Annotated in this window: 22 protein-coding genes; 14 read left to right on the top strand and 8 right to left on the bottom strand. The window is 71.9% G+C overall.

The genetic code is table 11. The features are described from left to right. Window positions 1-23: 23 nt before the first annotated feature. Window positions 24-1,862 carry a S9 family peptidase gene (locus ACWEVN_RS10990; protein WP_452051096.1) on the bottom strand — a complete coding sequence of 613 codons (1,839 nt, stop codon included), beginning with the start codon at window positions 1,860-1,862 and terminating at the stop codon, window positions 24-26. Window positions 1,863-1,886: 24 nt separating this feature from the next. After that, window positions 1,887-2,300 (bottom strand): DUF6292 family protein, encoded by a 414-nt coding sequence (locus ACWEVN_RS10985; protein ID WP_452051095.1) that lies wholly within the window; start codon window positions 2,298-2,300, stop codon window positions 1,887-1,889. A 197-nt stretch (window positions 2,301-2,497) separates the two neighbouring features. Between ACWEVN_RS10985 and ACWEVN_RS10980 the strand changes: the two genes are divergently transcribed. The 7 genes from ACWEVN_RS10980 (at window position 2,498) to ACWEVN_RS10950 (ending at window position 8,294) form a co-directional block, all read left to right on the top strand. After that, window positions 2,498-2,935, top strand: a complete 438-nt coding sequence (locus ACWEVN_RS10980; RefSeq protein WP_452051094.1) for a DUF6292 family protein — start codon at window positions 2,498-2,500, stop codon at window positions 2,933-2,935. Next, on the top strand, window positions 2,932-3,471 hold the full coding sequence (locus ACWEVN_RS10975; protein ID WP_449682569.1) for a hypothetical protein: 540 nt from the start codon (window positions 2,932-2,934) through the stop codon (window positions 3,469-3,471). The genes ACWEVN_RS10980 and ACWEVN_RS10975 overlap by 4 nt, the downstream gene beginning before the upstream one ends. Before the next feature lie 91 nt (window positions 3,472-3,562). Continuing rightward, window positions 3,563-4,945: an FAD-binding oxidoreductase gene (locus ACWEVN_RS10970; RefSeq protein ID WP_452051093.1), complete on the top strand. Its 1,383-nt coding sequence runs from the start codon at window positions 3,563-3,565 to the stop codon at window positions 4,943-4,945. Further along, window positions 4,927-6,222, top strand: a complete 1,296-nt coding sequence (locus tag ACWEVN_RS10965) for a class I SAM-dependent methyltransferase (RefSeq protein ID WP_449682571.1) — start codon at window positions 4,927-4,929, stop codon at window positions 6,220-6,222. The genes ACWEVN_RS10970 and ACWEVN_RS10965 overlap by 19 nt, the downstream gene beginning before the upstream one ends. 101 nt (window positions 6,223-6,323) lie before the next feature. Beyond that, window positions 6,324-6,527 carry a cold-shock protein gene (locus ACWEVN_RS10960; protein WP_004558414.1) on the top strand — a complete coding sequence of 68 codons (204 nt, stop codon included), beginning with the start codon at window positions 6,324-6,326 and terminating at the stop codon, window positions 6,525-6,527. A 289-nt stretch (window positions 6,528-6,816) separates the two neighbouring features. Continuing rightward, window positions 6,817-7,749: an acyl-CoA desaturase gene (locus tag ACWEVN_RS10955; protein ID WP_310972845.1), complete on the top strand. Its 933-nt coding sequence runs from the start codon at window positions 6,817-6,819 to the stop codon at window positions 7,747-7,749. Continuing rightward, window positions 7,698-8,294: a polysaccharide deacetylase family protein gene (locus tag ACWEVN_RS10950; protein WP_452051092.1), complete on the top strand. Its 597-nt coding sequence runs from the start codon at window positions 7,698-7,700 to the stop codon at window positions 8,292-8,294. The genes ACWEVN_RS10955 and ACWEVN_RS10950 overlap by 52 nt, the downstream gene beginning before the upstream one ends. 55 nt (window positions 8,295-8,349) lie before the next feature. On the opposite strand, the gene ACWEVN_RS10945 is transcribed toward ACWEVN_RS10950, so the two are convergent. Continuing rightward, on the bottom strand, window positions 8,350-9,273 hold the full coding sequence (locus ACWEVN_RS10945; protein WP_449682573.1) for an endo-1,4-beta-xylanase: 924 nt from the start codon (window positions 9,271-9,273) through the stop codon (window positions 8,350-8,352). Between the two features lie 173 nt (window positions 9,274-9,446). Here ACWEVN_RS10945 and ACWEVN_RS10940 point away from each other — a divergent pair, with 173 nt between their 5' ends. Then, entirely contained in the window at window positions 9,447-10,517 is a 1,071-nt protein-coding gene (locus ACWEVN_RS10940) for a LacI family DNA-binding transcriptional regulator (RefSeq protein WP_449682574.1), read from the top strand. Between the two features lie 176 nt (window positions 10,518-10,693). Here the strand turns inward: ACWEVN_RS10940 and ACWEVN_RS10935 are convergent, their stop codons facing one another. Genes ACWEVN_RS10935 through ACWEVN_RS10920 form a run of 4 tightly spaced genes read right to left on the bottom strand, consistent with a single transcriptional unit; the run spans window position 10,694 to window position 16,831 of the window. Beyond that, window positions 10,694-13,729 carry a glycosyl hydrolase 115 family protein gene (locus ACWEVN_RS10935; RefSeq protein ID WP_452051091.1) on the bottom strand — a complete coding sequence of 1,012 codons (3,036 nt, stop codon included), beginning with the start codon at window positions 13,727-13,729 and terminating at the stop codon, window positions 10,694-10,696. 14 nt (window positions 13,730-13,743) lie between these two features. Then, the gene (locus tag ACWEVN_RS10930; protein ID WP_449682576.1) at window positions 13,744-14,568 is read right to left on the bottom strand and encodes a carbohydrate ABC transporter permease; all 825 of its coding nucleotides are present in this window, start codon (window positions 14,566-14,568) and stop codon (window positions 13,744-13,746) included. Further along, window positions 14,568-15,539 (bottom strand): carbohydrate ABC transporter permease, encoded by a 972-nt coding sequence (locus ACWEVN_RS10925; RefSeq protein WP_452051090.1) that lies wholly within the window; start codon window positions 15,537-15,539, stop codon window positions 14,568-14,570. The genes ACWEVN_RS10930 and ACWEVN_RS10925 overlap by 1 nt, the downstream gene beginning before the upstream one ends. Continuing rightward, on the bottom strand, window positions 15,536-16,831 hold the full coding sequence (locus ACWEVN_RS10920) for an extracellular solute-binding protein (protein WP_449687257.1): 1,296 nt from the start codon (window positions 16,829-16,831) through the stop codon (window positions 15,536-15,538). Before ACWEVN_RS10920 ends, ACWEVN_RS10925 begins: the two co-directional genes overlap by 4 nt. A gap of 135 nt (window positions 16,832-16,966) precedes the next feature. Between ACWEVN_RS10920 and ACWEVN_RS10915 the strand changes: the two genes are divergently transcribed. From ACWEVN_RS10915 to ACWEVN_RS10890, 6 genes are all read left to right on the top strand, one after another. After that, window positions 16,967-17,977, top strand: coding sequence for a LacI family DNA-binding transcriptional regulator (locus ACWEVN_RS10915; RefSeq protein WP_449687258.1), 1,011 nt, complete (start codon window positions 16,967-16,969; stop codon window positions 17,975-17,977). Window positions 17,978-18,021: 44 nt separating this feature from the next. Then, the gene (locus tag ACWEVN_RS10910; protein ID WP_449687259.1) at window positions 18,022-20,319 is read left to right on the top strand and encodes a beta-xylosidase/alpha-l-arabinosidase; all 2,298 of its coding nucleotides are present in this window, start codon (window positions 18,022-18,024) and stop codon (window positions 20,317-20,319) included. Further along, window positions 20,316-21,539: an SGNH/GDSL hydrolase family protein gene (locus ACWEVN_RS10905; RefSeq protein ID WP_449687260.1), complete on the top strand. Its 1,224-nt coding sequence runs from the start codon at window positions 20,316-20,318 to the stop codon at window positions 21,537-21,539. Before ACWEVN_RS10910 ends, ACWEVN_RS10905 begins: the two co-directional genes overlap by 4 nt. Before the next feature lie 227 nt (window positions 21,540-21,766). Beyond that, window positions 21,767-22,603, top strand: coding sequence for an Asp23/Gls24 family envelope stress response protein (locus tag ACWEVN_RS10900; protein WP_452051089.1), 837 nt, complete (start codon window positions 21,767-21,769; stop codon window positions 22,601-22,603). Window positions 22,604-22,986: 383 nt separating this feature from the next. Further along, window positions 22,987-24,819 carry a ThiF family adenylyltransferase gene (locus ACWEVN_RS10895; protein WP_452051088.1) on the top strand — a complete coding sequence of 611 codons (1,833 nt, stop codon included), beginning with the start codon at window positions 22,987-22,989 and terminating at the stop codon, window positions 24,817-24,819. Next, window positions 24,816-25,766, top strand: coding sequence for a 3-oxoacyl-ACP synthase III family protein (locus ACWEVN_RS10890; RefSeq protein ID WP_452051087.1), 951 nt, complete (start codon window positions 24,816-24,818; stop codon window positions 25,764-25,766). The genes ACWEVN_RS10895 and ACWEVN_RS10890 overlap by 4 nt, the downstream gene beginning before the upstream one ends. 40 nt (window positions 25,767-25,806) lie before the next feature. Here ACWEVN_RS10890 and ACWEVN_RS10885 read toward each other — a convergent pair whose 3' ends face one another. Beyond that, on the bottom strand, window positions 25,807-26,355 hold the full coding sequence (locus ACWEVN_RS10885) for a dihydrofolate reductase family protein (RefSeq protein ID WP_452051086.1): 549 nt from the start codon (window positions 26,353-26,355) through the stop codon (window positions 25,807-25,809). Window positions 26,356-26,366: the final 11 nt, after the last annotated feature.

The following is a 26,366-nucleotide window of genomic DNA, read 5'->3' as shown; positions in this document are numbered from 1 at the left end:
CGGTTACCCCGCGGCGGCGGGGTTCAAGCCAGCCACGCGCAGAACCAGGCGCGGGCGCGGTGCAGGTAGTCGAGCTGGTGGCCGCGTTCGCGCAGGGAGTGGCCCTCCCGGGGGTAGACGACGAACTCGTGCGGCCGGTCGCCGAGCGCGTGGTGCAGGAGTTCGGCCTGCGACAGCGGGACGTTGGTGTCGTCCTCGCCGTGCACGATGAGCACCGGTGTCCGGATCCGGTGGGCGTGGGTGATCGGGCTGTTCTCCCGGCCGCCGAGGGCGCGGTCGTACCGGCCGCACTCCCCGGTCGCGGCGAGCAGCGGCCAGTCGGCGATGCCCGCGTTGACGACGGCCGCCTTGAAGCGGTCCGTCTGCGTGACGGCCCAGGCGGCCATGAACCCGCCGTGGCTGCCCCCGCCGATCCCCAGCCGGTCTCCGTCGGCGACGCCCGCCTCGACGAGCAGGTCGATCCCGGCGAGGAGGTCGGTGAACTCCGCGCCCCCGACGTCGCCGGCGACGCTCGCCGCGAAGGCGTGACCGTGGCCGAGGCCGCCGCGGGGATTCGGGAGGAACACCGCGAACCCGGCCGCGGCCAGCCACTGGCCGTGGCGGAACCACCCGAGCTGGAACCGGTCGGCGTAGCGGTCGTACGGGCCGCCGTGGACCAGGGTGACGAGCGGGAAGGGCCCGTCGGCGCGGGTCCGGCCGGGCGGCAGGACCAGGAGGCCGTCGAGGTCCAGGCCGTCGCCCGCCCGGTAGGACAGGCGTTCCTGGGCGCCCCACCGGATCCCGGGCACCGGCGGCTCGCCGATGCGGGTGAGCGGGCCACCCGGCGGTCCACAGTGGACGGCGTCGGGTTCGGTGGCGCCGCTCCCGACGACGGCGATGGTGTCCCCGCTCGCGCTCAGGTCCACCAGGCTGCCGGTCGCGCCGCCGAGCTCGGTGAAGGTGCCGGCGGCGGGGTCGAAGCGCCGGATCGACGTGTCGAGACCGTCGGCGAACAGGGCGAGCAGCCGGCCGTCCCCGGCCCCGGCCAGTCCGACCGGGCACCCGCTCATCCCGGCGGTGAGGTTCCGGTGGCCGTCGTCGAAGATCGCCCGGCCGCCGATCAGGCCGGGCGGGGTGATGCCGAGGTAGGCCAGCCGCCAGCCGGCGTCGTCGCGCCACCAGGTGGGGGACGCGGCTTCCGCCGCCGGGACGCCGAGCTCCTGCCGGGCCCCGGTGACGGCGTCGACGAGGTGCAAAGCGGCGTTGTAGAGCCCCGGCTCCCGATCGGCGACCGACCAGGTGAGCACGGCGAGGGTGTGCCCGTCCGGCCGCGCGGCGACTTCGACGACGTGCCGCGGGCCGAAGTCGCCGAGGGGGCGGAGGCCGCGGGTCGACGGATCGAGGAGCCACAGGCGATCAGGCGGGTCGACGCTGTCCCACGTGGGTGCTCCGGCCGCGCCGACCACGCGAACCCGAGGGTCGGCCGCTTCCTTCTCCGCCGGTGCGACGAGCACCACCGCGCCGTCCGGCAGCAGCGCGTACTCGTGGATTCCCGCCGGCCAGTCCGTCAGCTGCTCCGGCTCGCCGCCTTCCCGGGCCACCCGGTACAGCTGTGCGGTCCCGCGCTCAGCCCGGTCGGAGAGGAAGCAGACCGACGCGGAATCCGGCGACCACCGCGGTTCCCGGTCTTCCGCCGCACTCGGCGCCGGCTCGCGGGGCGGCGCACTCGCGTCCACGGGACCGGCCCGCACCTCGCTCACCGGGTGCTGCCCCGGCTGCCCCACCGGCGAACTCGCGAACACCACCCACCGGCCGTCCGGTGACACCCGCGGCGTCTTCGGCACCATCCGGTCGACCACGGCTTCCGCCGTCAGTTCCCCCATGGGCCCCAGTGTGCCCGAAACCGATCAACTCCGGCCCGCGGCCAGCAGGTGCTCGTGGCCGCCCGCTTCGCGCAGGACCGGGGCCTCCGGCGTCCCCGCGTCCGGGTCGTCCGCGCGGACCGCCGCCAGGAAGCGGACCACCGCGCGGGGTTCCGGGAAGACCTCGCCACCCAGGTAGGTCAGGACCGTCGCCCCGGTGGTGTCTTCGATCGCCGCCGCCCAGCCGTGGACTTCGTCCCAGACCAGGGCCAGGTCGTGGCCGGGGAAGCGGGACAGGCGCCAGTCGAGGGCGATGTAGGCCGCCGCGGGGGTGCCCGCGTCGAGCGTGCAGGACTCCAGGCCCACCCCCACGGCCCGGGCCACCGCCCCCACGTAGCCGCGCAACCGCCGCTCGAACGAGAACTCCGTGTCGCGCCCGAAGTCGATCAGAATGCTCAACGCCGCCTCGCTTTCCCCATTGCGCCGCGGGATCTTCCGCGGTCGCCCGATCGGGTACCCCGGGGTACCGCCGCTCAATCCGGCGAACCGGACAGCTCCCGCCAGGCGAGATGTCGTCCATCCGGCGACATCTTTCTTGTCATCGAAATGACGACATGTTAGAACGGAACCACCCGAGAGAAAGGCACCATGACCCCGTGACCGCATCGATCGAACTCCCGACCGGTTACCAGCACCCCGCCGTCCCCCCGCTGCTCGGCTACCTCCGCGACGTCACCGCCGAGCTCGGGATCGGCCTCGAGTCCTGCACCCTCGACCACGACCGCCCGGTCTCGGCCTACGTCGCCCTCGACACCCGGCTGCCGCACTACCCCGACCGCGACGTGGCCCTGCTGTGGGACGAGGAACGCGGCTGGGCGGCCGCGATCGAGACGCACTCCGGCGAGGACCTGATCGTCCTGCGCCACCTGGGCGGCCCCACCGTCGTCCCGTCGCCGCGCCGGGTCGCGCAGTTCGTCACCGCTCTGCACGAAGACGACCACACCGTGGGCCGTCCCGACCCCGTCGAGCTCCGGACCGCGGGCGACGCCGCCGAACTCGCCGCCCTGCTGCGCCGGCCGGCCGCGGCCCGATGACGGCGCCGCTGCCGCTGCCCGAGAGCTTCGCGCTCACCTTCCGCGGCTACGACCGCGCGCAGGTCGACGAGCGGATCGACGAACTCCTCGCCGAAATCCGCCTGCTCACCACCGACCGGGACGCGGCCGTCGCCGAGGCCGAACACCTCGCGCGGCAGCTCGAGCGGGCCCGCACCGACCACGCCGAGCTGAGCGCCCGCGCCGACCGGCTGTGCCGCGAACCCGCCGACCCGGCCGCCGTCGGCGACCGCGTCCGGCACCTGCTGGAACTGGCGCACGCGGAAGCCGGCGAGATCGTGGTCACGGCTCGGGAGCGGGCCGCCGCAATCGTCGCCGAAGCGGATGAGGCCGCCGAGCGGCGCACCGCCGACGCCCGCGCGCGGGCCTACCGGATCGTCGACGACGCCCGCCGCCGGGCCGACCGGCTGGCCGCCGTCGAACGGCGCACCGCCGACCGGCTGCGGCGGATCGACGCCTTCCTCGCCGAGGCCGAATCGGTCCTCGGGGAGCAAACGCCGCTCCGCGCCGTCGCCTGATGCGCGTCCGGCGTCGTGAACCGCTTACGGGAATGAGTCTTTCACGACGTCCGGCGCGCCACCACGGCCCCCGGTGAGGCAGGATCAGGGGGTGACCATCGATCAGGCCGGGGCGCCGGAAGCCCCGGCTTTCCCCGCGCACGAAGCCCGCGTCGACGCACTGAGACGGCAGCTCACCGCGATCGACGGCGAAGCGACCGTCCGGCTCGCGAAGCGGACCTCCAACCTGTTCCGCTCCCGGGCCGCCGCGAAGCACCCCGGGCTGGACGTCTCCGGGTTCGCCCACGTGCTGCACGTCGACCCCGGGGCCCGCACCGCCGACGTCGAAGGGATGGTCACCTACGAGCAGCTCGTCGACGCCACCCTGCCGCACGGGCTGATGCCGCTGGTCGTGCCGCAGCTGAAGACCATCACGCTCGGCGGCGCGGTGACCGGGCTCGGCATCGAGTCCTCGTCCTTCCGCAACGGCATGCCGCACGAGTCGGTGCTGGAGCTCGAGGTGCTCACCGGGGACGGCCGGATCGTCGTCGCCACGCCGGACAACGAGCACCGCGACCTGTTCCACGGCTTCCCGAACTCCTACGGCACCCTCGGCTACGCGCTCCGGCTGAAGATCCTGCTCGAACCGGTCAAACCGTTCGTCGAGCTGCGCCACGTCCGCTTTCACGACCGGGCCACCTACTTCACCGCCCTGCGCGAAGCCTGCGACAGCGGTGAGAACGACTTCGTCGACGGCACCGTCTTCGGGCCGGACGAGCTGTATCTGACGCTCGGGACGTTCACCGACACCGCGCCCGCCACCAGCGACTACACCTGGCTGGACATCTACTACCGGTCCATCCAGCGCCGCGGGACCGACCACCTCACGGTCCGGGACTACCTCTGGCGCTGGGACACCGACTGGTTCTGGTGCTCGCGCGCGTTCGGCGTCCAGCACCGGCTGCCGCGGCTGCTGCTCGGCCGCCGGTTCCTGCGGTCCTCGGTGTACTGGAAGGCCGTCGCGCTCGATCGCCGGTTCCGGATCGCCGAGCGGCTGCTGAAGCTCCGGCGGCTGCCGCCGGAGGAGACGATCGTGCAGGACATCGAGGTCCCGCTCGACCGGGCCGCGGAGTTCCTCGAGTTCTTCGAACGCGAAATCCCGATCAGCCCGGTCTGGATCTGTCCGCTGCGCCAGCGGCCCGGTGGCGTCCGCTGGCCGCTGTACGAACTGGACCCCGAAGAGCTCTACGTCAACTTCGGGTTCTGGTCGGCCGTGCCCCTCGACCCCGGCGAGCGCGACGGCGTGCACAACCGGATGATCGAAGCCGAGGTCACCCGCCTCGGCGGGCACAAGTCGCTCTACTCGGACAGCTTCTACACCGAGGACGAGTTCTGGCGGCTCTACAACGGCGACGCCTACCGCGAGCTGAAGCGCGCCTACGACCCGCGCGAGCGGCTGCTCGGCCTCTACGAAAAATGCGTCCGCCGCCGGTGAAAGGAACGAACGTGACCCAGGAGAACATCACCGTCGGCGCCGTCTTCGAGCGGCTGCTCGGACCCCGCGCCGAGGTGTCGATCACCGCCTACGACGGCAGCCGCAGCGGCCCGGCCGACGCGCCGGTGGCCATCGAGGTGCGCTCGCCGCTGGCCCTGGACTACCTCATGTCCTCCCCCGGCGACCTCGGTCTCGCCCGCGCGTACGTCGCCGGCGCGCTCGACGTCACCGGCGACCTCTACACGGCGCTGCACGCGCTGGCCGCGCAGGTCGACCAGCTCACCCCGGCCGACCGGCTGTGGCTGCTGCGCAAGCTCGGCCCGCGCCACCTGCGGCTGGTCAAGCCGCCGGCCGAGGAGCACCCGAGCCGGTTCCGGCGCGGGCTGACCGCGCTGCGGCACTCGAAGGAGCGCGACAGCGAGGCCATCGCCAGCCACTACGACGTGTCCAACCGGTTCTACGAGCTGGTCCTCGGCCCGTCGATGGCCTACACGTGCGCGGTGTTCCCGCACGAGGACGCCACCCTGGAGGAGGCGCAGGCGCACAAGTTCGACCTCGTCTGCAAGAAGCTCGGCCTCAAGCCCGGGATGAAGCTGCTCGACGTCGGCTGCGGCTGGGGCGGGATGGTGGCGCACGCCGTCCGTCACTACGGCGTCGAAGCCATCGGCGTCACCCTTTCGCGTGAACAAGCCCAGTGGGCGCAGAAGAACATCGTCGCGCTGGGTATCGCCGACCGCGCCGAGATCCGCCACCAGGACTACCGGGACGTCACCGAGACCGGGTTCGACGCGATCTCCTCGATCGGCCTGACCGAGCACATCGGGGCCCGCAACGTGCCCGGCTACTTCCGCTTCCTGGCCGGCAAGCTCAAGGCGCACGGACGGCTGCTCAACCACTGCATCACCAACCCGGACACCAGCGTCGCGCACCGCTCGCGCGGGTTCATCGACCGCTACGTCTTCCCCGACGGCGAGCTCGAGGCCCCCGGCGAGCTGATGACGGCCATGCACGACGCCGGCCTGGAGGTGCGGCACGCGGAGAACTTCCGCGAGCACTACGCGAAGACCCTCGCCGGGTGGTGCGCCAACCTCGACGCGAACTGGGACGAGGCCGTCGCCGAGGCGGGCGCCGGGCGCAGCCGGGTGTGGGCGCTCTACCTCGCGGCCTGCCGGCTGGCCTTCGAACGCCGCGAGATCGAACTGCACCACATCCTGGGCGTGCGGACCGACAGCGACGGCGGAATGGGCATGCCGCTGCGACCCGATTGGGGAGTTTGACCACCGGGGGTGGCCACTCCGGACGCGCAATGGAAGGATGGGGGGTGAGACCGGGTGTCCGAACGGGACGCCCAGGCTCACTACAAAGAGTAGGTATTGGTATGGCTCAGGGCAGTGTCAAGTGGTTCAACGGCGAAAAGGGCTTCGGCTTCATCGCGCAGGACGGCGGGGGTCCGGACGTGTTCGTCCACTACTCCGAGATCCAGGGCAGCGGCTTCAAGTCGCTCGACGAGGGTCAGCGCGTGGAGTTCGAAATCGGCCAGGGCCAGAAGGGCCCGCAGGCCCAGCGCGTCAGCGTCATCTGAGCCACGAGGCAGCCTGAGGCCCTCGCCCCGACCAGGGGCGGGGGCCTTACTCGTTCCGGGCTCCGACCACACTGCGGATTCACAACGATCAGGTAACGTGGACCGGGTACGAGAGCACCCCCCGTGTGCCGGCGTCCGGTCGGCCTCACTCTCGCACCGTGGCCATCCGAGGCAGATCACCGGCAGGAGCGGTGACGCGCCCGGCCACCCGCAGACCGCTGACCGCCGGGTGTTCCGCTCCCCGGCCTCCCGCGCCCCCGCGCGGCGTAGACCTCGAATCGAGTAGTGCATGACCGCCTCCGTGAAGGCAGCCCGGCCGGCCCCGAAGCCCGTCCTCTCCGGCAAGCAGACAATCCCCGAGCTCATCACCATCCGCACGTTCCTGCTGGTCCCGTTCCTCGCGCTGGCCGTCGCCGTCCCGGTGTTCTGGGGCTGGGGCGTCAGCTGGCTCGACCTCACCATCGCCGGCGCGTTCTTCGTGGTCTCGACGCTCGGGATCACCGTCGGTTACCACCGCTACTTCACCCACGGCTCCTTCCGCGCGAAGCGGGCGCTGCGGATCGCGCTGGCCGTCGCCGGCGGGCTCGCGGCGCAGGGTCCGGTGCTCGTCTGGGTCGCCGACCACCGGCGCCACCACGCCTTCTCCGACCGCGAAGGCGACCCGCACTCGCCGTGGTTGTTCGGGACCTCGCCGCTGGCGCTGGCCCGCGGGTTCTGGCACGCGCACATGGGCTGGCTCTTCGGCCGCGACAAGACCAACGTCGACCGGTTCGCCCCGGACCTGGCCGCCGACCGCGACCTGCGCGTCGTCGACCGGCTCTTCCCGCTGTGGGTGGTGCTGAGCCTGCTGCTCCCGCCGCTGCTCGGCGGCCTGATCACGCTGTCGTGGTGGGGTGCGCTGACCGCGTTCCTGTGGGCGGGCCTGGCGCGGATCTCGTTCCAGCACCACGTGACGTGGTCGGTGAACTCGATCTGCCACATGATCGGCGAGCGCCCGTTCGCCAGCCGCGACCGCTCGGCGAACTTCTGGCCGCTGGCCATCCTGTCGATGGGCGAGTCCTGGCACAACACCCACCACGCCGACCCGACGTCGGCCCGGCACGGCGTGCTGCGCGGCCAGCTCGACGTCTCCGCGCGGGTGATCTGGGTGTTCGAGAAGCTGGGCTGGGCGTGGAACGTCCGCTGGCCGACGGCGAAGCGGCTGGCCGCGCTGGCCCGCTGATGGACACCGTCGCGCTGACCTTCGACGACGGCCCGTACCCGGAGACGACCCCCGCGCTGCTGGCCGCCCTCGACGGGACACCGGCGACGTTCTTCCTGTGGGGCGAGCACGCCGAGGCGCACCCCGCGCTGGTCCGGGCGATCGCCGCGGCCGGGCACGTGATCGGCAACCACACCTGGACCCACCCGCGGCTGACCACCCTTGGCCCGGAGGCCCGCGCCGAGGAGGTCCGGCGCACGCAGGACCTCCTCGCCGAGCTCACCGGCACCCGCCCGGTCCTGTTCCGGCCGCCCTACGGCGACACCGGCCCGGAGGTCGCGGAAACCGTTGCGGCGCAAGGGCTCACCGAGGTGCTGTGGACGGTCGACACCCGCGACTGGGCCGGCTGCCCCGCGGACGAGATCGTCGCCGCGGCCGGGGAAGCGCAGCCGGGCGGCGTCGTGCTGATGCACGAAGGCCGCCCGGCCACCCTCGATGCGGTCCCCCGCATCCTCGCCGCGCTCACCGAGCGCGGGCTGCGGCCCGGCCCGGTCCCCCGCCGGTGACCGCCGCCCGGAGGTCGCGACTGACTCATTCGCGGCACCGGCGACCGGAGGTGGGTCAGGGGTTGAGGGCGAAGTACGCGGGCTTCGGGCGCAGGTTCTCGTCGAAGAGGCAGGCCGCCCCTTCGCCCGGGAAGACGTCCGGGACCCACGAGTGCCGGTCGGTGAAGCCCCACGTCGTGAACTCGACGCACTTGCGGACGGCGTGGCAGCCGTCCCACAGCTGCCCGAAGTAGCTCGCCTGGGTCGCGAGCTTGGCCGGGTCGGCCGGGGTCGGGATCCGGACGTCCGCCTCGGTGACCGCGGTCTCCACGCCGATCTTGGCGAAGCGGGCCAGGTTTTCGCGGTACTGGCCGGGGAAGCCGTACTGGATCGACAGGTGCCCCTGGATGCCGACGCCGTCGATCGGCACGCCCTGCCGGCGCAGCGTCTTCACCAGGTCGTACACCGCGTCGCTCTTCGGGTTGATCCCTTCGATGTTGTAGTCGTTGATGTAGAGCTTCGCGTGCGGGTCGGCCGCGTGCGCCCAGCGGAAGACGTCGGCGACGAAGCCGTCGCCGAGCTTCTGCCGGAAGACCGTGTCACGCCGGGTGCCGTCCTCGTTGAAGATCTCGTTGACGACGTCCCAGGCGCGGATCTTTCCCTTGTACCGCTTGACTTCCGTGGTGATGTGGTCGCGCAGCACCCGGCGCAGCTCGTCGGCGGGCAGCGCGCCGACCCAGTCCGGAAGCTGGGAGTGCCAGACCAGCGTGTGCCCGCGGACGGTCTTGTGGTGCGCTTGCGCATACTTGACGATCGCGTCCGCACCGGACCAGTCGTACTGGCCCCGCACGGCCTCGATCGTGCCCCACTTCATCTCGTTCTCGGGCGTCACATTGTCGAATTCCCGGGTGAGCACCGCCCGGTAATCGGTTTCCGAAGCGAGGTACGCGGCGGCCACCGCGCTGCCGACGTAACGGTTCGTGGTGTATTGCAGCGGCACTGACGCAGATGCCGCAGGCGCCTGCCACACCGCAATACCCAGAGTGGCCGCCACCGCCAGCATGAGCCGTTTCTTAGGAATTCTTCCCAGCATCTTCATCCTCCGCGAGACAATGGTGCTCCGAAACTTTCCAACCGTTTCAAATCAGGTTTCGATGACCTAGAATCTCCTCCATGACAACGAAGTCTGACGAGCTCGAGCCGACCGAGACCCGGGTGACCATCGCCCGGATCGCCGCCGAGACCGGTGTCTCCGTCCCGACAGTTTCGAAAGTGTTGAACGGGCGTCCCGACGTCGCCGAAAGCACGCGCGCCCGCGTCGAAGCCGTCATCGGGAAATACGGGTACCGGCGCCGCGCCGACGAACGTTCCCGCCGTTCCCGGCTCCTGGAACTGATGTTCCACGAACTCGAAAGCACCTGGGCTCTTGAAATCATCCGCGGCGTCGAGTGCGTCGCCCGCGAAAACGGAATGGCGGTCGTGCTGGCGGAATCGTCGGGCCGGCACACGCCCGGGCAGAGCTGGCTGGAGAGCGTCCTCGCCCGGCGGCCGGTCGGCATCGTTTCGGTGTGCTCGGACTTCACCGGCGGGCAGCTGGCGAAGCTCCGGGCCCGGGACATCCCGCTGGTCGTGGTCGACCCGGCCGGTGCGCCGGGACCGGAGACGCCCTCGATCGGGGCGACGAACTGGCAGGGCGGGCTGACGGCCACCCGGCACCTCGTGGACCTGGGCCACCGCCGGATCGCGATGATCGGCGGACCGGAGGGGGTGCTGTGCAGCCGGGCCCGGATCGACGGGTACCGCACGGCGCTGGAGACGGCCGGCCTGGCCTTCGACCCGGCGCTGGTGCGCCGCGGCGACTTCCACGTCCGGGCCGGCTACCGGGAACTGGCATCACTGCTCACCCTCCCGGACCGGCCGACGGCGGTGTTCGCCGGCAGCGACCTGCAGGCCCTCGGCGTGTACGAGGCGGCGCGCGACGCGGGGCTGCGCATCCCGGACGACCTTTCCGTGGTGGGCTTCGACGACCTGCCGATCGCCCGCTGGCTGACCCCGGAGCTGACGACGGTCCGCCAGCCCCTGCAGGAGATGGCGGCGGCCGGCGCCCGGCTGGCGATTTCGCTGGCCCGTGGGGTCGATCCGGAGAGCCATCGCCTGGAGCTGGCGACCAGCCTGGTCGTCCGGCACAGCACGGCGGCGCCGGCCCACCGGGGTTACCGGGTGCTGACCGGCGGCGCGAGCTAGCGATCGCGGCTGATCCACGGCCGGCGGGCGCGGCGCCGGTCGATCAGCGGCTTCCGGGCCCCGGAACTGTCGGTGCCCACCGGTAGAGTGGAATTCGGGGGGCGCCCCCGGCGGGCGGGCGTTCGAGCGGGCGTCCGGCAGCGTTGCCCGACGGCGCGGACCCGGGCCACTCCCGCTCACCACGGCCACCGTGTGCTCTCCGGTGGCCCCAGGTAACTCGGCCTCAGCCCGCCGGTGTCGATCACCAGCTTCTGCAGGACCACCGCCGGGTCGACCATCCAGAACTTCAGCACGTGCGGCCCCGCGGCCTCGATCGTGTGGCGCGTCGAGGTCAGGTTCACGTTGTCCGAAGTGGTCCGTTCCCACTGCCGGTTCATGGCCGTGTCGTCCGCGCCCGTGGCCGTCGTGATGTTGACGACCTGCGGTTCCGCGTCGTCGAACGAGACCGCGTACCTCAGCCCGTCGCCCGGGAGCACGTTGCTGCGCGGGGACAGGTACGCCCACACCGTCACCGGCCCGGTCGTGAACAGCGTCGCCCGGTACTCCAGGCGCGGCCCCGTCCCCGGTGCGCGGCTCCCCGCCGTCACCGGGAACGGGGTCATCCCCGCGCCGGTCCGTCCGATGTCCGGGATGCGCCGCCAGCCGGCGTCCGCCGTCCCGATGGTGGCGCTGCAGTGCTCGGCCTCCATCGACACGTACCCGCCGGCCTCGACGAACCCGCGCCGCCACGACGGCGGCAGCGCCGGGTTGCGCACCACCGCGTCCACCACCACCGAGCCGCCCGCGCCCGACACCGTGATCGGGACCGTCGTCGCGCCCTTCGGAGCCCGGGCCCAGTCGATCCGGACGGTCATCCGCAGCTCCTCGGTCACCCGGCCGCCGCGCGGCTCGATCAGCACCCACGGCACTCCGGCGGAAACCGTGCAGCGGAACGGTTCCCGGCCGCGGTTGAAGACGTCGACATACTGCGGCGGCGCACTCTGGTACGGGCTGAACTCCGGCAGCACCGGACGCCCGGGCGCACCCGGCCACGCCTGCTCGGAGCCGTCGACGGCGACCGCCAGCGACGCCGCCGCCGGCAGGTCGAGGCGTTTCACCGCCGGGAAGATCACGTCCGGCAGGGCCACGTTGTCCTTCTCCGGCTGCTGCCACGGCGCGTTCGGCCCGTAGCGCTCGACGTCGCCGTAGTCGATGTGCGGCTGGGTCTGGAAGCCCTTCCACTTTCCGCCTGCGATCCCGGTGTTGTACTTCTCCGCCAGCGCGAGATCGTCGGCGAAGCGGGCCTCCGTGACGGCGGCGAGGCCGTTCGCCGAAGCCCGCCCCTGAGCGGCGTAGAGCAGGTTGGTGAATTCGGCGCGCCGCAGCGCGTACAGGTTCGCCGTCGCCTTCGTCGCGTAGAGCACCAGCTCGTAGAAGGCATCCCGGTAGGCCGCGGGCAGCCGCGCGGAGATCTTCTCCGCCCGGGCCGAGAGGTCCTGCCACTCCTGCGTGACCCGGTCCAGCTCGCGGTAGTTGACCCGGCTGAACGGCGTCATCTGGTCGTCGTAGGTGATCGTGCCGGCCGGGTCCACCGTGATCCGCCGGTTCAGCAGCTCCGGCTTGCGGCGGGACTGCAGGCGCCCGTAGTCGTGCAGCACTCCGGCGACGTCGCCGGCCAGCCCCGCACCGAAGTTCTCCGACGCGAACGAACGCTCCCAAATGGACAGTCGCTCGACCGGCAGCGAAGCGGGGTCCCAGGCGTAGTCGAGGAAGAACTGCAGCGGCAGCTCGTTGCCCTTCATGTCCCCGACGTTGGCCACCCACAGCCGGTCGTTGCCGTAGGCGAACGCCTGGTGCAGCTGCTCCCAGGTGTTCGCCAGCAGCGCGGTGTCGACCCACTTGTAGTTGCGGCCGCCGCCGACGTAGTCGAAGTGGTAGTACAGCCCGTACCCGCCGGGGTGCGGCGGCAGCGACCGGTCGGGCATCTTGCGGATGTTGCCCCAGTTGTCGTCGGTGAACACGACGATGACGTCGTCCGGCGGGCGCAGGCCCTTCGCCCAGTACCGCTGGACTTCCTTGTACAGCGTCCAGACCTGCGGGACGTCCGTCGAGAGCTCGCGCGCCAGGATCTCCCGCTCGGTGGCGATGATCTCGCGCATCAGCTCGATGCCGTCGCCGTCGGGCAGGCCGACGTCGCCGTTGCCGCGCATGCCGAGCGTGACGACGCCTTCGAAGTCCTCGCGGGCCATCCGGCGGATGCCGTCGGTCCAGTAGGCCTTGATCGCCTCGCCGTTGCGGCGGAAGCTCCACTCCCCCGTGCCGCCGTACGGGTCGTGGCCCGGCGTGGTGATGTTCCCGGCCGCGTCGCGGACCGCGGGCACCGCGTGCCGGTTCCACTCCTCGATCCCGCGCATCATCGGCGCCTCGTGCGAGGTGCCCATCACGATGCCGTACTCCTTGGCCGTCGCGTGGTTGAGCGGGTCGTCCTCGGCGAACGCCCGCCCCCACACCGCCGGCCACAGGTAGTTGGCCCGCAGCCGGAGCATGGTCTCGAAGACCTTGGCGAAGAACAGGTGGTTGAAGCCGTTCGGGAACCCGGGCGCCTGGCCCGGGCCGAAGTACGCCGGGGCCCAGGTGCCCAGCGCCGGGTTCTCGTCGTTGATGAAGAACCCGCGGTACTTCACGTGCGGGGTGCCGAGGCTGAACCGCTCGCCCGGCAGGTGCAGCTCCGCCTGCTTGCGCGGCGGCACGTCCGCCCACCAGTACCAGGGCGAAACGCCGATGCGCCGGGAAACCTCGTAGACGCCGTAGATCACGCCACGCTGGTCGCTGCCGGTGAGCACGAGCCGGCCGTCGACGACCTGGCTCAGCGACGTCTCCCACTTCCCGGCGATCCCGGTGACGTCGAGCTTGCCCGCCGCGACCAGGTCGTCGACCAGCGGGCTGTGGCCCAGCGTGCCGACCACGACGACCGGACCGTGCGCGGGGACGACGTCGGCCGACACGGCGGGCCGCACGCCGGTCACTCGCTCGATGTCGGCGGCCAGGTCGCCCACGACCCGCCGCACGCCGGGGAGGTCGCCCGAGCCGACCACGATCGTCGCGGCCTTTCCCCGTGCCACCAGCGGGAAGCCGGTCCCGGCCTCGGCGAGGCCCGGCACGGTGACGGACCCCGCCGCCCCGGCCACGGCGAGTAGTTGCAGGAAGGCACGGCGATGTACCTCGGACGGCACGGAGACCTCCTGAGTCAGCCCTTCACGGATCCGGTCAGCCCGCCGACGATGCGCCGTTCGGCGAGCACGAAGAACGCGAGCGCCGGGATCGCCGACAGGGCGGTGAACGCGAGCACCCTGGCGGTGTCCTGGGAGAACTGGGACTGGAACATCGCGACGCCGAGCGGGAGCGTGAAGTGCCCGGAGTCGTTGAACACGAGCAGCGGCAGCAGGTAGGCGTTCCAGCTGGTGACGAAGGCGAGCACGGCGACCGTGGTGAGCGCGGGCGTCGACAGCGGCAGCAGGATCCGCCAGAAGAACCCGAGCCGGGTGGCGCCGTCGAGCACGGCCGCGTCCTCGATCTCGCCCGGGATGGCGTGCATGAACGGCCGCAGGATCACGATCGTCACCGGCAGCGAGAACGCCGCCTCGGGGATCGCCACCCCCCAGAAGCTCTCGAGCATGCCCAGCTGGCGAAGCCACAGGTACAGCGGCAGCGTCGCCACCGTCAGCGGGAACAGCAAGCCGATGGTGAACAGCGTGTACAACGCCTCGCGGCCCTTGAACTGGTACCGCGACAGGGCGTACCCGGCCATCGACCCGAGGGCGACCGCGACCGCGGTCGCGATCACGGCGATCAGTGCGCTGTTGCCCAGGAACGTCCAGAACGCGCTCGAGCCCAGGACCGAGGCGTAGTTGTCGGTCACCCACGGGCCGGGCAGCCCGGCCGGGTCGGAGTTGATCTGGGCGTTGGTGCGGAACCCGCCGAGCACGACGAACAGCAGCGGCACGACCGTCACGCCGATGACGACGATCGCCGCGAGGTAGCCCATCGACAGGCCGAACTTGCCGGACCGCATCAGCCCACCATCCTGGTCAGGGCGCCCTCGGTGTCGCGGCGGAGCGCGAACCGCTGGTAGAGCAGGGCGAACAGGAAGCAGATGACGAAGAGGATCACCGCCACCGCCGAACCGAACCCGAACTCGTAGCGCTTGAAGCCGTGGTCGATCAGGTAGGTCGCCATCGTCGTCGACGCGTTGGCCGGGCCGCCCTGGGTCATGATCCAGACCAGGTCGAACAGCTGGAGCGAGCCGATCACCGACAGGAAGATCCAGATCCGGATCGTCGGGCCGAGCAGCGGCAGCACGACGTGCCGGGTGGTCTGCCACGCCGACGCGCCATCGAGCGCCGCGGCTTCGCGCAGTTCGGCCGGCACGCCCTGCAGGCCGGCGAGCAGCAGGATGATGCCGAAGCCGATGTACTTCCAGGTGATCACCGCGAACATCGTGTAGAGCACGATGCCCGGGTCCGCCAGCCAGTTGTGCACCAGCCCACCGAGCCCGGCACCCTTCAGCACCTGGTCGGCGAACGCGCCCGGCTGCAACATCAGCGACCAGATGACCGCGGTGATCGCTTCGGACAGCACGTAGGGAGCGAACACCAGGGCGCGCAGCACGGTGCGGCCCCGCAGCTTCCGGTTGAGCAACATCGCCAGCCCGATCGACAGCGGCAGCTGCACCACGATCGACAACCCGGCGATGATCAGGTTGTGCACGATCGCGCTCTGGAACACCGAGCCGTTGAACGCGTCGGCGTAGTTGTCGAAGCCCACGAAGTCGTCGAGCGCGCCGAAGCCGTTCCACTTGAACAGGCTGTAGAAGGCGGCGATCCCGATCGGCACCAGGACGAACCCGATGAACACCAGCAGGGCCGGCCCGAGCAGCACCACCAGTTCCAGGCGTTTGCCGAGACCGGAGCGTTTCACCCGGGCGTGGACCGCCGGCGCGGGCGGCCGCGCCGCCGCCCGCGCCGGGGTCGTCGCCGTGGTCACTTGTTGCCCGCCGCGGCCTGGTTGACGGCGGTCACGATGCCTTCGGGGGTGCCCTGGCCGGCGAACATGTTGGCCACCGCGTCGTTCAGCGCGGCGCCGACCGCCGTCGGGAAGGCCCGGTCGAAGTACATCTGCACGTACGGCGCCTTCGTGCCGTAGTCGTTGACCTGCCGGAGCACGTCGGTCTTCAGCGACTTCGCGGCCGCGGCGTTCACGGGCAGGCCGGTCCCCTTCGCGGCGAGCTCGGTCTGCACCGGCTCACTGACCAGGTACTGCAGGAAGGCCGTGCACGCCTTGGCGGCCCGGGTGGTGCAGGCGTATCCGTCACCGCCGCCGAGCGCGGCCGCCGGGTCGCCCTGGCCGCCCGCCACGGTCGGGAACGGGAACCAGCCGATCTTCGAGTCCAGGTCCTTGTCCTCGGTCAGCGACGACATCGTGCCGGGCTCCCAGTCGCCCTGCAGTTCCATCGCGGCCTTGCCGTTGGCGACCAGGCCGGCGGAGCTGCCCGCGCCCTGCTGGGCGGGTGTGCCGGCGAACCCGGTCTGGAACGGTTCGGTGGCCAGGAAGTTCTTCAGGTCCTGCCCGGCCTTCGTCCAGCACGGGTCCTCGAGCTTGACCGCCTTCACCGACTGCTGGAGCACCGCGGTCGAGCATTCGCGGATGGCGAAGTAGTTGAAATAGAAGGCATCCGGCCAGCGGTCCTTGCCGCCGACCGAGATCGGCGCGATGTTCTTGGCCTTCAACGCCGTGACGGCGGCGTTCAGCTCGTCCATGGTCTTCGGCGGGGTGGTGATCCCCGCCTGCTGGAACAGGTCCTTGCGGTACCAGAAGCCGACGAAGTGCTGCGTGAACGGCACGCCGTACTGCTTGCCGTCGACCTGCCACTTCTCGCCGAACTTGCCGGTGGCCTGCTCGATCCACGACTTCGTGTCTTCGGTGATGTCGGCGACCTTGCCCGAGGTGATCTGCCCAGCCAGGTCGCCCGCGCCCCAGGACTGGTAGATGTCCGGCGGCTCGGCCGACTGCAGGGCGAGCGGGACCTTCGTGTTGAAGTCCTCGTTCTGCAGCGGCTGGGCCTTGATCGTGACTTCGGGGTGCGCCTTCTGGTAGTCGGCGACCACCTGGGCCCAGACCGACTTGATCGGGTCGGTGGTGCCGTTGTGCCACCAGGTCAAGGTGACCGGGCCGCTCGGCTGAGCGGGGGTTTCGCTCCCCCCGCTGCACGCGGACAGCGCCAGCGGGGCAATGGCCGCCAGGGCGGCGAGAACGGTGATCCGGCGTTTCACAAACATCGTGGGTCCACTCCTGACAGCTTCGGCCGAGTTGGACGGGGCGGCTTCCGCGCCCGGGTTGGCGAAGAGTCTGCTCCCGGGACAAATGCCGTGTCAATCGTTGTCGATAACGTTTTCTATGGCTAGTCTGAGCCGATGCAGCCCAGTTCCAGGGTGACCATCCGTGACGTCGCCGCCCGGGCCGGCGTCTCGGTGGCCACGGTTTCGAAGGTGATCAACGAGCGCTACGGCGTCTCCGCCGCGACGCTCGCGCGAGTCCGCGCCGTGATCGAAGAGCTCGGTTACGAAGCGAGCCTGGTGGCGCAGAGCCTGAGAAACCACCGGACGAACGTCATCGGCATCCTGGTCGCCGACCTCGAACCGTTCTCGACCGAGCTGCTCAAGGGAGCCGCGGACGCCATCCGCGGCAGCGGCTTCGAACTCGTCGTCTACTCCGCGGGCGGCCGCACCGGAGACCCGGTGGGCTGGGAGAAGCGCTACCTCTCCCGGCTGAGCGGCACCCTCGTCGACGGCGCCGTGCTGGTCACCCCCGCCGTCTCGCTGGAAGCGGTGCCGGGCACGCCGGTCGTCGCCGTCGACCCGCACACCGGGCCGTCGCACCTGCCGACCATCGACTCGGACAACCTGCGCGGCGCCCAGCTGGCCACCGAGCACCTGCTCGACCTGGGCCACCGGCGGATCGCGTTCCTCGCCGGCCGGCCCGACCTGCAGTCGGCCGAACTGCGGAAGACCGGGTACCTGCGGGCTCTGACGGCGGCGGGCATCGCGCCCGACGAGGACCTGATCCGGATCGGCGCCTACGACCCGGAGGTCTCCGCGGCCTCGGCGCACGCCCTGCTGACCGGCCCGGACCGGCCGACCGCGGTGTTCGCCGCGAACGACATCTCCGCCATCGCGACCGTGGGCGCGGCCCGCGAGCTCGGGCTCGCCGTGCCCGACGACCTTTCCGTGGTGGGCTTCGACAACGTGCCCGAGTCGGCGCTCTGCAGCCCGCCACTGACCACAGTGGACCAGCCGATCCGCGAGATGGGGCACCGGGCCATCCGGATGCTCATCGCGCTGATCAACGGCGACGAGGTCGAGCGGACCCACGTCACGCTCGACACCGGCCTGGTGGTGCGGCACTCCACCCGCGCCCTCCCCTGAACCTCCCCCTCCTCACTCCTCCCCAGACGAAGGGCGGACCAGCCTTGACCACGCAGCCCACCACGGCCGGAGAGCCGTGGCGCGACCCCGCGGCCGACCCGGGCGAGCGCGTCCGCGCCCTGATGGCCCGGATGACCCTGCGCGAGAAGCTCGCCCAGCTCTACGGGGTCTGGGTCGGCATCGACTCCGGCGGCGAAATGGCGCCGCACCAGCACGACTTCGTCGACGCGGCGGTGGACCTCGACGACCTGGTCCGGCACGGCATCGGGCAGCTGACCCGCGCGTTCGGCACCCGGCCGGTCGACCCGGTGATCGGCGCGCACAGCCTCGCGCGCACCCAGCGGCAGATCGTCACCAGCAGCCGGTTCGGGATTCCCGCGGTGGTGCACGAAGAATGCCTGACCGGGCTGGCCGCGTGGCAGGCGACCATCTTCCCCGCCCCGCTGTCGTGGGGCGCGACCTTCGACCCGGACCTGATCCGCCGGATGGCGGAGAAGATCGGGCGGACCATGCGGGAGATCGGGGTGCACCAGGGCCTCGCACCGGTCCTCGACGTGGCGCGCGACCTGCGCTGGGGCCGGGTCGAGGAGACCATCGGCGAGGACCCCTACCTGGTCGGGACGATCGGCAGCGCGTACGTCGCCGGGCTCGAATCGGCCGGCATCGTCGCCACGCTGAAGCACTTCGTCGGGTACTCCGCCTCACGCGCCGGGCGCAACCTGGCCCCGGTCTCGGCCGGCCCGCGCGAAATCGCCGACGTCCTGCTCCCGCCGTTCGAACAGGCCCTGCGGGCCGGCGCCCGGTCGGTGATGAACACCTACACCGACGTCGACGGCGTTCCGGGGGCCGCCGACCCGGCCCTGCTGACCGAGCTGCTGCGGGACACCTACGGCTTCGACGGCACGGTGGTCGCCGACTACTTCTCGGTGGCGTTCCTGCACCGCCTGCACGGTGTCGCGGCCGACCGCGCCGACGCCGCCCGGCAGGCGCTCACCGCGGGCATCGACGTCGAGCTGCCGACCATGGACTGCTACGGCGAGCCGCTGCTCGCCGCGGTGGAAGGGGGCGCGGTCGATGTCGCCGCCGTCGACCGCGCCCTCGAACGCGTGCTGCGCCAGAAGTGCGAGCTCGGCCTGCTCGACGCGGACTGGGCACCCGAGGTCCCCGAGGAGATCGACCTCGACGACGCCGAATCGCGGGCGCTGGCCCGCGAGGTCGCCGAGCGGTCCATCGTGCTGCTGCACAACGACGGCACGCTTCCGCTCTCCCCCGGCACCCGCGTCGCCGTGGTCGGGCCGCGCGCGGACACCCCGGGCGCGATGCTCGGCTGCTACTCGTTCCCGCTGCACGTCGGCGTCCACCACCCCGACGTGCCGTTCGGGGTCTCGGTGCCGACCGTGCTCGAGGCACTGAGCTCCACCTACGACGTGACTTACGCATTGGGCTGCCCGGTCACCGGTGGCGACGACGACGGAATCGCGCAGGCCGTGGCCGCGTGCGAGGACGCGTCGGTGTGTGTGGCCGTGCTGGGCGACCGGGCCGGGCTGTTCGGCGGCGGGACGTCCGGCGAAGGCTGCGACGCGGCCGACCTGCGGCTGCCGGGCCGTCAGGAGGAACTCCTGGACGCGCTGCTGGACACGGGCAAGCCGGTGGTCGTCGTGCTGCTCTCGGGACGGCCGTACGAACTGTCCCGCCAGCTGCCGCGGCTGGCCGCGGTCGTCTGCGGTTTCTACCCCGGCGAAGAAGGCGCGGGCGCGCTGGCCGACGTCCTCAGCGGCCGGCTCGACCCGGCCGGCCGGCTGCCGGTCAGCTTCCCGGCGGCCGGGGCGAGCCAGCCCTCGACCTACCTGGCCGCGCCGCTCGGCCGGCGCAGCGAGGTGTCCACAGTGGATCCTTCGCCGCTGTTCCCGTTCGGGCACGGGCTGTCCTACCGGCCGGTGACCTGGCTCGACGTCAGCGCGACGGGCTCGCTGTGGCCGACCGACGGCGTCTGCCGGGTCCGGGTGACGCTGCGCAACGACCACGGGCGCGAGGCGTCCGAAGTCGTCCAGGTCTACCTGCACGACCCGGTGGCCGAGGTGGCCCGGCCGGAGCGCCAGCTCATCGCGGCCCGCCGGGTTTCCCTGCCGCCGGGCGAAACCTGCGTCCTGGAGATCGCCCTGCACGCCGACCTGACGTCCTACACCGGCCGCGCGCGGCAGCGGCAGGTCGACCCCGGCGACGTCGAGCTGCGGGTGGGCACGTCGAGCGAACAGATCGTCACGACCCTGCACTGCACGCTGACCGGGGCACGCCGCGTCGTCGGCGCGGACCGGGTCCTGACCCCGGAGTTCTCGTTGTGAAACGTCCTTTGGTGATCTTCTGCCTGGCCGTGCTCACCGTGCTCTTCGTCGGCGCTTCCGGCCGCCCCGCCCCGTCGGGCTGGGTGGCGACGTGGACGTCGATGCCCCAGCTGACCGAGCCGGGAAACCTGCCGCCGGCGCCCTTCACCGGCACCGATCGCGTGCTCGACAACGCATCGCTGCGCGAGACGGCGCAGGTGACGGTGGGCGGCCCGCGGATCCGGCTGCGGTTCTCCAACGCCTTCGGCGGCGCGCCGCTGCCGCTGACCGCGGTGACGGTGGCGCGCCCGGTCGCCGGCGCGGCGGGCGTCTCCTCCGTGGTGCCGGGCAGCGTCCTCCCGGTGACCTTCCACGGCAAGCCGTCGACCACGGTGCCGCAGGGCGCGCAGGTCGTGTCGGACCCGCTGCCGTTCCCGGTGCGGTCGCTGGAGAACATCGCGGTGACGGCGTACCTGGCGCACGGCCAGGCCTCGACGTCGATCACCTCGCACCCGGGCTCGCGCACGACGTCGTACCTCCTGGCCGGCAACCACGTCTCCGACCTCGAACTGCCGGGCGCGACCCCGGTCGACCACTGGTACTTCCTCAGCGGCATCGAGGTGCTGTCCCCGGCGTCCGCGGTGGCGGTGATCGGCGACTCGATCTCCGACGGCCGCGGCTCGACGACCAACGGCAACGACCGCTGGCCGAACGTGCTCGCCGCGCGCCTGCACGGGGTGTCCGTGGTGAACCAGGCGGCGGGCGGCAACCGCGTCCTGCAGGACGGCCTCGGCCCGAACGTGCTGGCCCGCCTGGACCGCGATCTGCTGTCCACCAGCGGGGTTTCCTGGGCCATCGTGTTCGAGGGCGTCAACGACATCGGCACGGCCACCCCGGAGGCCGCCGCCGACGTGGCGGCGCAGCTGATCGACGCCTACGACCAGATCCTCGTCCGCGCCCACGCCCAGGACATCCAGGTGTACGGCGCGACGATCACGCCGTTCGGCGGCAACACCGGCTACGACGACCCGGCCCGGGAAGAAGCACGTCAGCGCGTCAACGCGTGGATCCGCCAGCCGGGCCACTTCGACGCGCTGCTGGACTTCGACAAGGTGGCCCGCGACCCGGCGAAGCCGGCCCAGCTGCTGCCCGCCTACGACGTCGGCGACCACCTGCACCTCAACCCGGCGGGGTACCAGGCCCTCGGGTCCAGCGTTCCGGCCGTCCTTTTCCGGAAATGACCGCAGAATAGTCAAGCGCCAAAAAGAAGACAATTCCAGGACGTACCTCCCGCCGCGTGATCACCGACCGCCGAACGCGGTCTGACGGACCGTGATCGGCCGGATATCTGTTGGGACACAAGCGAGTCTCGAAGACGGGGGCCCGTGACGCACGTCACGGGCCGTCCCCTAACATGTCGCCCGTCTGCTGTCCCCACAGGTAGTCGTCGCTCCCGGAAAGGGAAAACATGTCCGACGTCATCAACAGCATCTTCGGCCGCCCCAAGAACGAAACCGCCGGCGCGGGCGGGTACTCCTACGGCGCGGCCGAGCCCGCCCCGGAGGTCGCCGAGGCGCCCGCCGAAAGCGCTCCCGATACCGACGAGGCGACGGTTGCCGAGGAGGCGGATTCCGCAACCGACAGCGAAACCGCCGCGGAAACCGCCGAAGACGAAGCCGCTGACAGCGACCAGGCCGAGTCCGCCGAGGAGTCCGAAGCCGACGAGGCCGAGGCTGACGAGAGCGACGAGGACGTCACCGGGACCGACGAGGAGGCGGCCGCCGAGGACACCGAAGGGGACGACACCGACTCGGACACGGTCGAGTACGCCGCCGAAGCCGAGCCGGTGGCCGAGACTGTTGCGGCTGAGCCGGTCGCCGAGGCCGCCGAGACCGAGCCGGTCGCCGAGACCGTCGAGACCGAGCCGGTCGCGGAGACCGAGCCGGTGGCCGAAGCCGCCCCGGTCGTGGTGGCCGCCGAGACCGAAGCGGCCGCGGCCCGGCCCGCCGCGGGCAGCCGCGGCAGCACCACGATCGCCGACGGCGTCGTCGGCAAGATCGTCGTGCGGATCGCCGCGCAGACCGAAGGCGTGCACAGCGTCGCCGAGGACGGCATCACGGTCGAGCTCGCCGACGACGTCGCCTGGGTGACCATCCCCGTGGTGGTCGAGTTCGGCCACGCGGTGAAGGCGCTGGGCGAGCAGATCCGCGTCGCGGTGATCGACGCGGTCGAGCAGTACCTGGGTCTCGACGTCGAGGTCGTCGACGTCCACGTCACCGACATCCACTTCCCCGAAGCGGACTGATCCCCGCCGTGCCCGGTCCCGGACGCGGGACCGGGCACCCGGTGCGGCCGCCCGTCTCCCCCGCCGGGGTGAAGCGTTCCGAGCACGCCGCCCCCGGAAACCCCGGCGTTCCCATCCCCGATTGCGCACGGGCAGCATGCTGCCACTCGTTCGTGTGGGTCACCGCGGCCACGCTTCACCGGAACCGGGCGCCGCGGTCACGCGAAGTCGATCTTCCCGGCTCGGTAAAGGTTTTCCCGGCCGGGCCGCCGTTATCGGACCGGTACCCCCGGGCGCTGTTACCGTTCCGCCGCCCTGGTCGGCGTCCCCACCCACGCCCCGGCCGAGGCCTCTCCCGGGCGGCTTTCCGTTGCCGTCCGGCACTTCCGGAGAAAAGGCGACAGTTGACCCCGCTGAACCACCCCGGCGCGCCCGCGCCGGAAACGCCCGACTGGCACGTCACCGCGTTCCGCGGACCGCAGCCGGGCGAAGACGGCCACCCGCTGCTCGACGCCGTCCGCGCGCTGCGTGCGCGCATCCTGTTCGACCACGGCCGCCGTCCGGCGTTCCTCCGCCCGGACGGCACCCACACCGACGACCAGGAGCTGGACTTCGGCGCCTGGCACTTCCTCGCGCGGCGCAGCCCCGGCGGCCCGCCGCTGGGGTACATCCGGCTGTCCACACCGGACTCGGGCGTGCTGTTCCAGTCCCGCGACTTCCTCGGCGACGAGCGCTACGAGGAACTCCTGGCCGCCGAGGGCTTCGCGGCCGGGGAGGTGTTCGAACACAGCAGGCTCGTCGTCGAGCACCGCGCCCGCAAGCTCGGTCTCGGGCTCCACCTCAACGCGCTGGCGATCGGCGCGGCCCACCACCTGGGCGCCCGGGCGATGATCGGCACCTCCGGCACGAAGGACGGCCAGGACCGGTTCCACGAACGGTTCGGGTTCCGGCCCGTCACCGGCACCCGCCGGTACGTCCCGCAGTACACCGAAGACGTCGTGATCATGCTGCACCGCGTCGCCGACGGCGGCGGGCGGCAGCACGACCTGGTCACCCGGCTGCGCGACGAATTCCCCGTCATCGCGGCGGCGGGGGCGGCCCCGCTGCTGCCCGTGCCGCCGGTGCGCCGCGGGGCACCGGTCACCCCGTCCGGCGCCGCCTCGCCCGACCGGACGACGTACCGGCCGGTCCTGCACACCGCCGCCGACGTCGAGGCGCTGCTCGCGTCCGGGAACGTCCGCGAACTGCACGACACGATCGACGACCAGCTCACCGAACTGGTCCGCAGCCGCGAACCGGCGTGCCGCGACCGCGGCGAGATCGAACGCAAGAAGCGGGAGCAACTGGCCGGCGCGCCGCCGTGGGAGTACGGCACGTGGGCGTGGTACCCGTGGTCCGGGCGGCTGGTGCACGTGCTGCCGCGCGAGGAGTTCCGGCTGGTCCGCACCGACCGCAACCGGGGCCGCATCGAACGGCCCGACCAGCGGCGGCTGTTCGGCAAGCGGATCGGCGTCATCGGCCTGTCGGTCGGCAACAGCGCGGCGCTGACGTTGGCGCTCGAAGGCATCGGCGGAGCGTTCCGGCTGGCCGACTTCGACGACTTCGGCTTGTCCAATCTGAACCGGTTGCGCGGCGGGGTGCACGAGCTCGGCGTCAACAAGGCGGTGCTGTCGGCCCGGCAGCTGGCCGAGATCGACCCGTACCTCGACGTCGAGATCGAGCCGGCCGGGCTGACCCCGGAGACCATCGAGCGGTTCTTCGCCGGTGGTCTCGACCTCCTCGTCGAAGAGTGCGACACGCCGTGGGTGAAGATCGCGGCCCGCGAGTACGCCCGCGACCTCGGCATCCCGGTCGTGATGGACTGCAACGACCGCGGCATGCTCGACGTCGAGCGCTTCGACCGCGAGCCCGACCGGCCCCTGCTGCACGGGCTGCTCGGCGACGTCAAGTCGGTCGATCTGCTGGAGCCGGCGCCGGCGGCCAGGACCGAGCTGATCCTGGCCATGGTGGACGCGGACCGGATCAGCCCGGAGCTGAAGGCGTCGTTCGGCGAACTGGGCCGCACGCTGAGCAGCTGGCCCCAGCTCGCGTCCGGCGTGGCCCTCGGTGGCGCGTTGTGCGGCGAGGCCGCCCGCCGCATCCTGCTCGGCCTGCCGTGCGAGTCCGGCCGCTTCTACACCGATCTCGAGCAGCAGCTGCACCCGTCGCGCAACGTCTACGCGGGCGGGACGGCGTGAGCGCGCTGGCCGTTCCGCTGGCGATCACGGGCACCGGCGTGCACCTGCCACCGGAGGTCGTCACCAACGCCGAACTGACGGCGACGCTGGACACCTCGGACGAGTGGATCGTCGGCCGCACCGGGATCCGGACCCGCCGCCGCCTGGCCGCGGACCGCAGGACCTCGGACATGTGCGCGGCCGCCGCCCGCCCCGCGCTCGCGGCGGCCGGCGTCTCCGCTCGCGACGTCGACGCGGTCATCGTCGGGACGTACACCCCCGACCAGCCGTTGCCCTCGACGGCGCTGATCGTCAAGGAGCTGCTGGGCGCCGACCGGGCCCTCGCCCTCGACGTCACCCAGGCGGCGTGCGCCAACGGGGTCCAGGCCCTGTTCCTGGCCGCGCACCTGCTGCAGACCTCGGCGGCCCGCACGGTCCTGGTGGTGGCGGCGGACTGCGCGTCCCGCGTGACGGACCCGGCGGACCGCACGACGAGGGTGTTCTTCGGTGACGCGGCGGGCGCGGCGGTCCTCACCCGGGCCGCCCCGGGCGCCGGCCTGCTGGGCTGGGACTTCGGCGCGGAACTGTCCTACGAGGTGGAGATCCCGGCGCCCGGCGCCTCCCTGAAGATGAACGGCCGGGCGGTGTGGGACACGGCGACGCGCTGCCTGCCGGACAGCATCCTGCGTGCGCTGGACGACGCGCACGTGCCGGTGGACGAGGTGAGCCACTTCTTCCTGCACCAGGCGAACCTGAACATCCTGACGGCGGCGCTGGACAAGCTGGGCGTGTCCCGGTCCCGTGCCCCGATCACGGTGGACAGCCTGGGCAACACGGGATCGGCGGGGGTGTTCACGGCCCTGCACGCCCGGTTCGCCTCGGGCGAGGTGCGTCCGGGCGACACGTACGTGGTGTCGTCGATCGGCGCCGGCTTCCAGTGGGGCACGTTGTGCTTCCGCCACGGCTGAGCTGAGGGTGGCTCCGGCCTCCGCGCCGGAGCCACCCGCGTCACCGGACCCGGTAGCGCAGGTGGAGCACGCCCTGGTCGTCGAGGCGGCGGACGAGCTCGAGTTCCGCCTTGGTGCCGTCGAACAACCGCCGTCCTTCGCCGAGGAGCACCGGGACGACGTGCAGTTCCAGTTCGTCCAGCAGACCCGCGGCCAGCAAGGCTTGCGCGGCCCCGGCCCCGTGCACCATCACCGCGCGATCACCGGCCGCGGCACGGGCTTCCTCCGCCGCCGCGGTGACGTCGGTGAAGAACCGCGCGCTGCCCGGCGGGGTGTCGGCGGGATCGATGTGGTGGGTGAGCACGTGGATCGGCACCCCGTCGTGGTGGTCGCCGCCCCACCGGCCGGCCAGCTCGAAGGTCCGGCGGCCGGAGATGAGCGCGCCGGTCGCCAGGGCCTCCCGGTAGATCTGCGCGCTGGCGCCGTCCCCGTGCCGGTGGTCCAGCCAGTCGAACAGCCGGCCACCACCGCGGCCCAGCTCCTGGCCGGGCCGATCCTCCGGCCCGGCCACGAAGCCGTCGAGGGACATGGTCATGTAGAGGCGGATCATCGGGAACTCCT

The sequence above is a fragment of the Amycolatopsis sp. NPDC003861 genome, from assembly GCF_053605405.1.
This window is presented reverse-complemented; position numbering and strand designations above follow the sequence as displayed.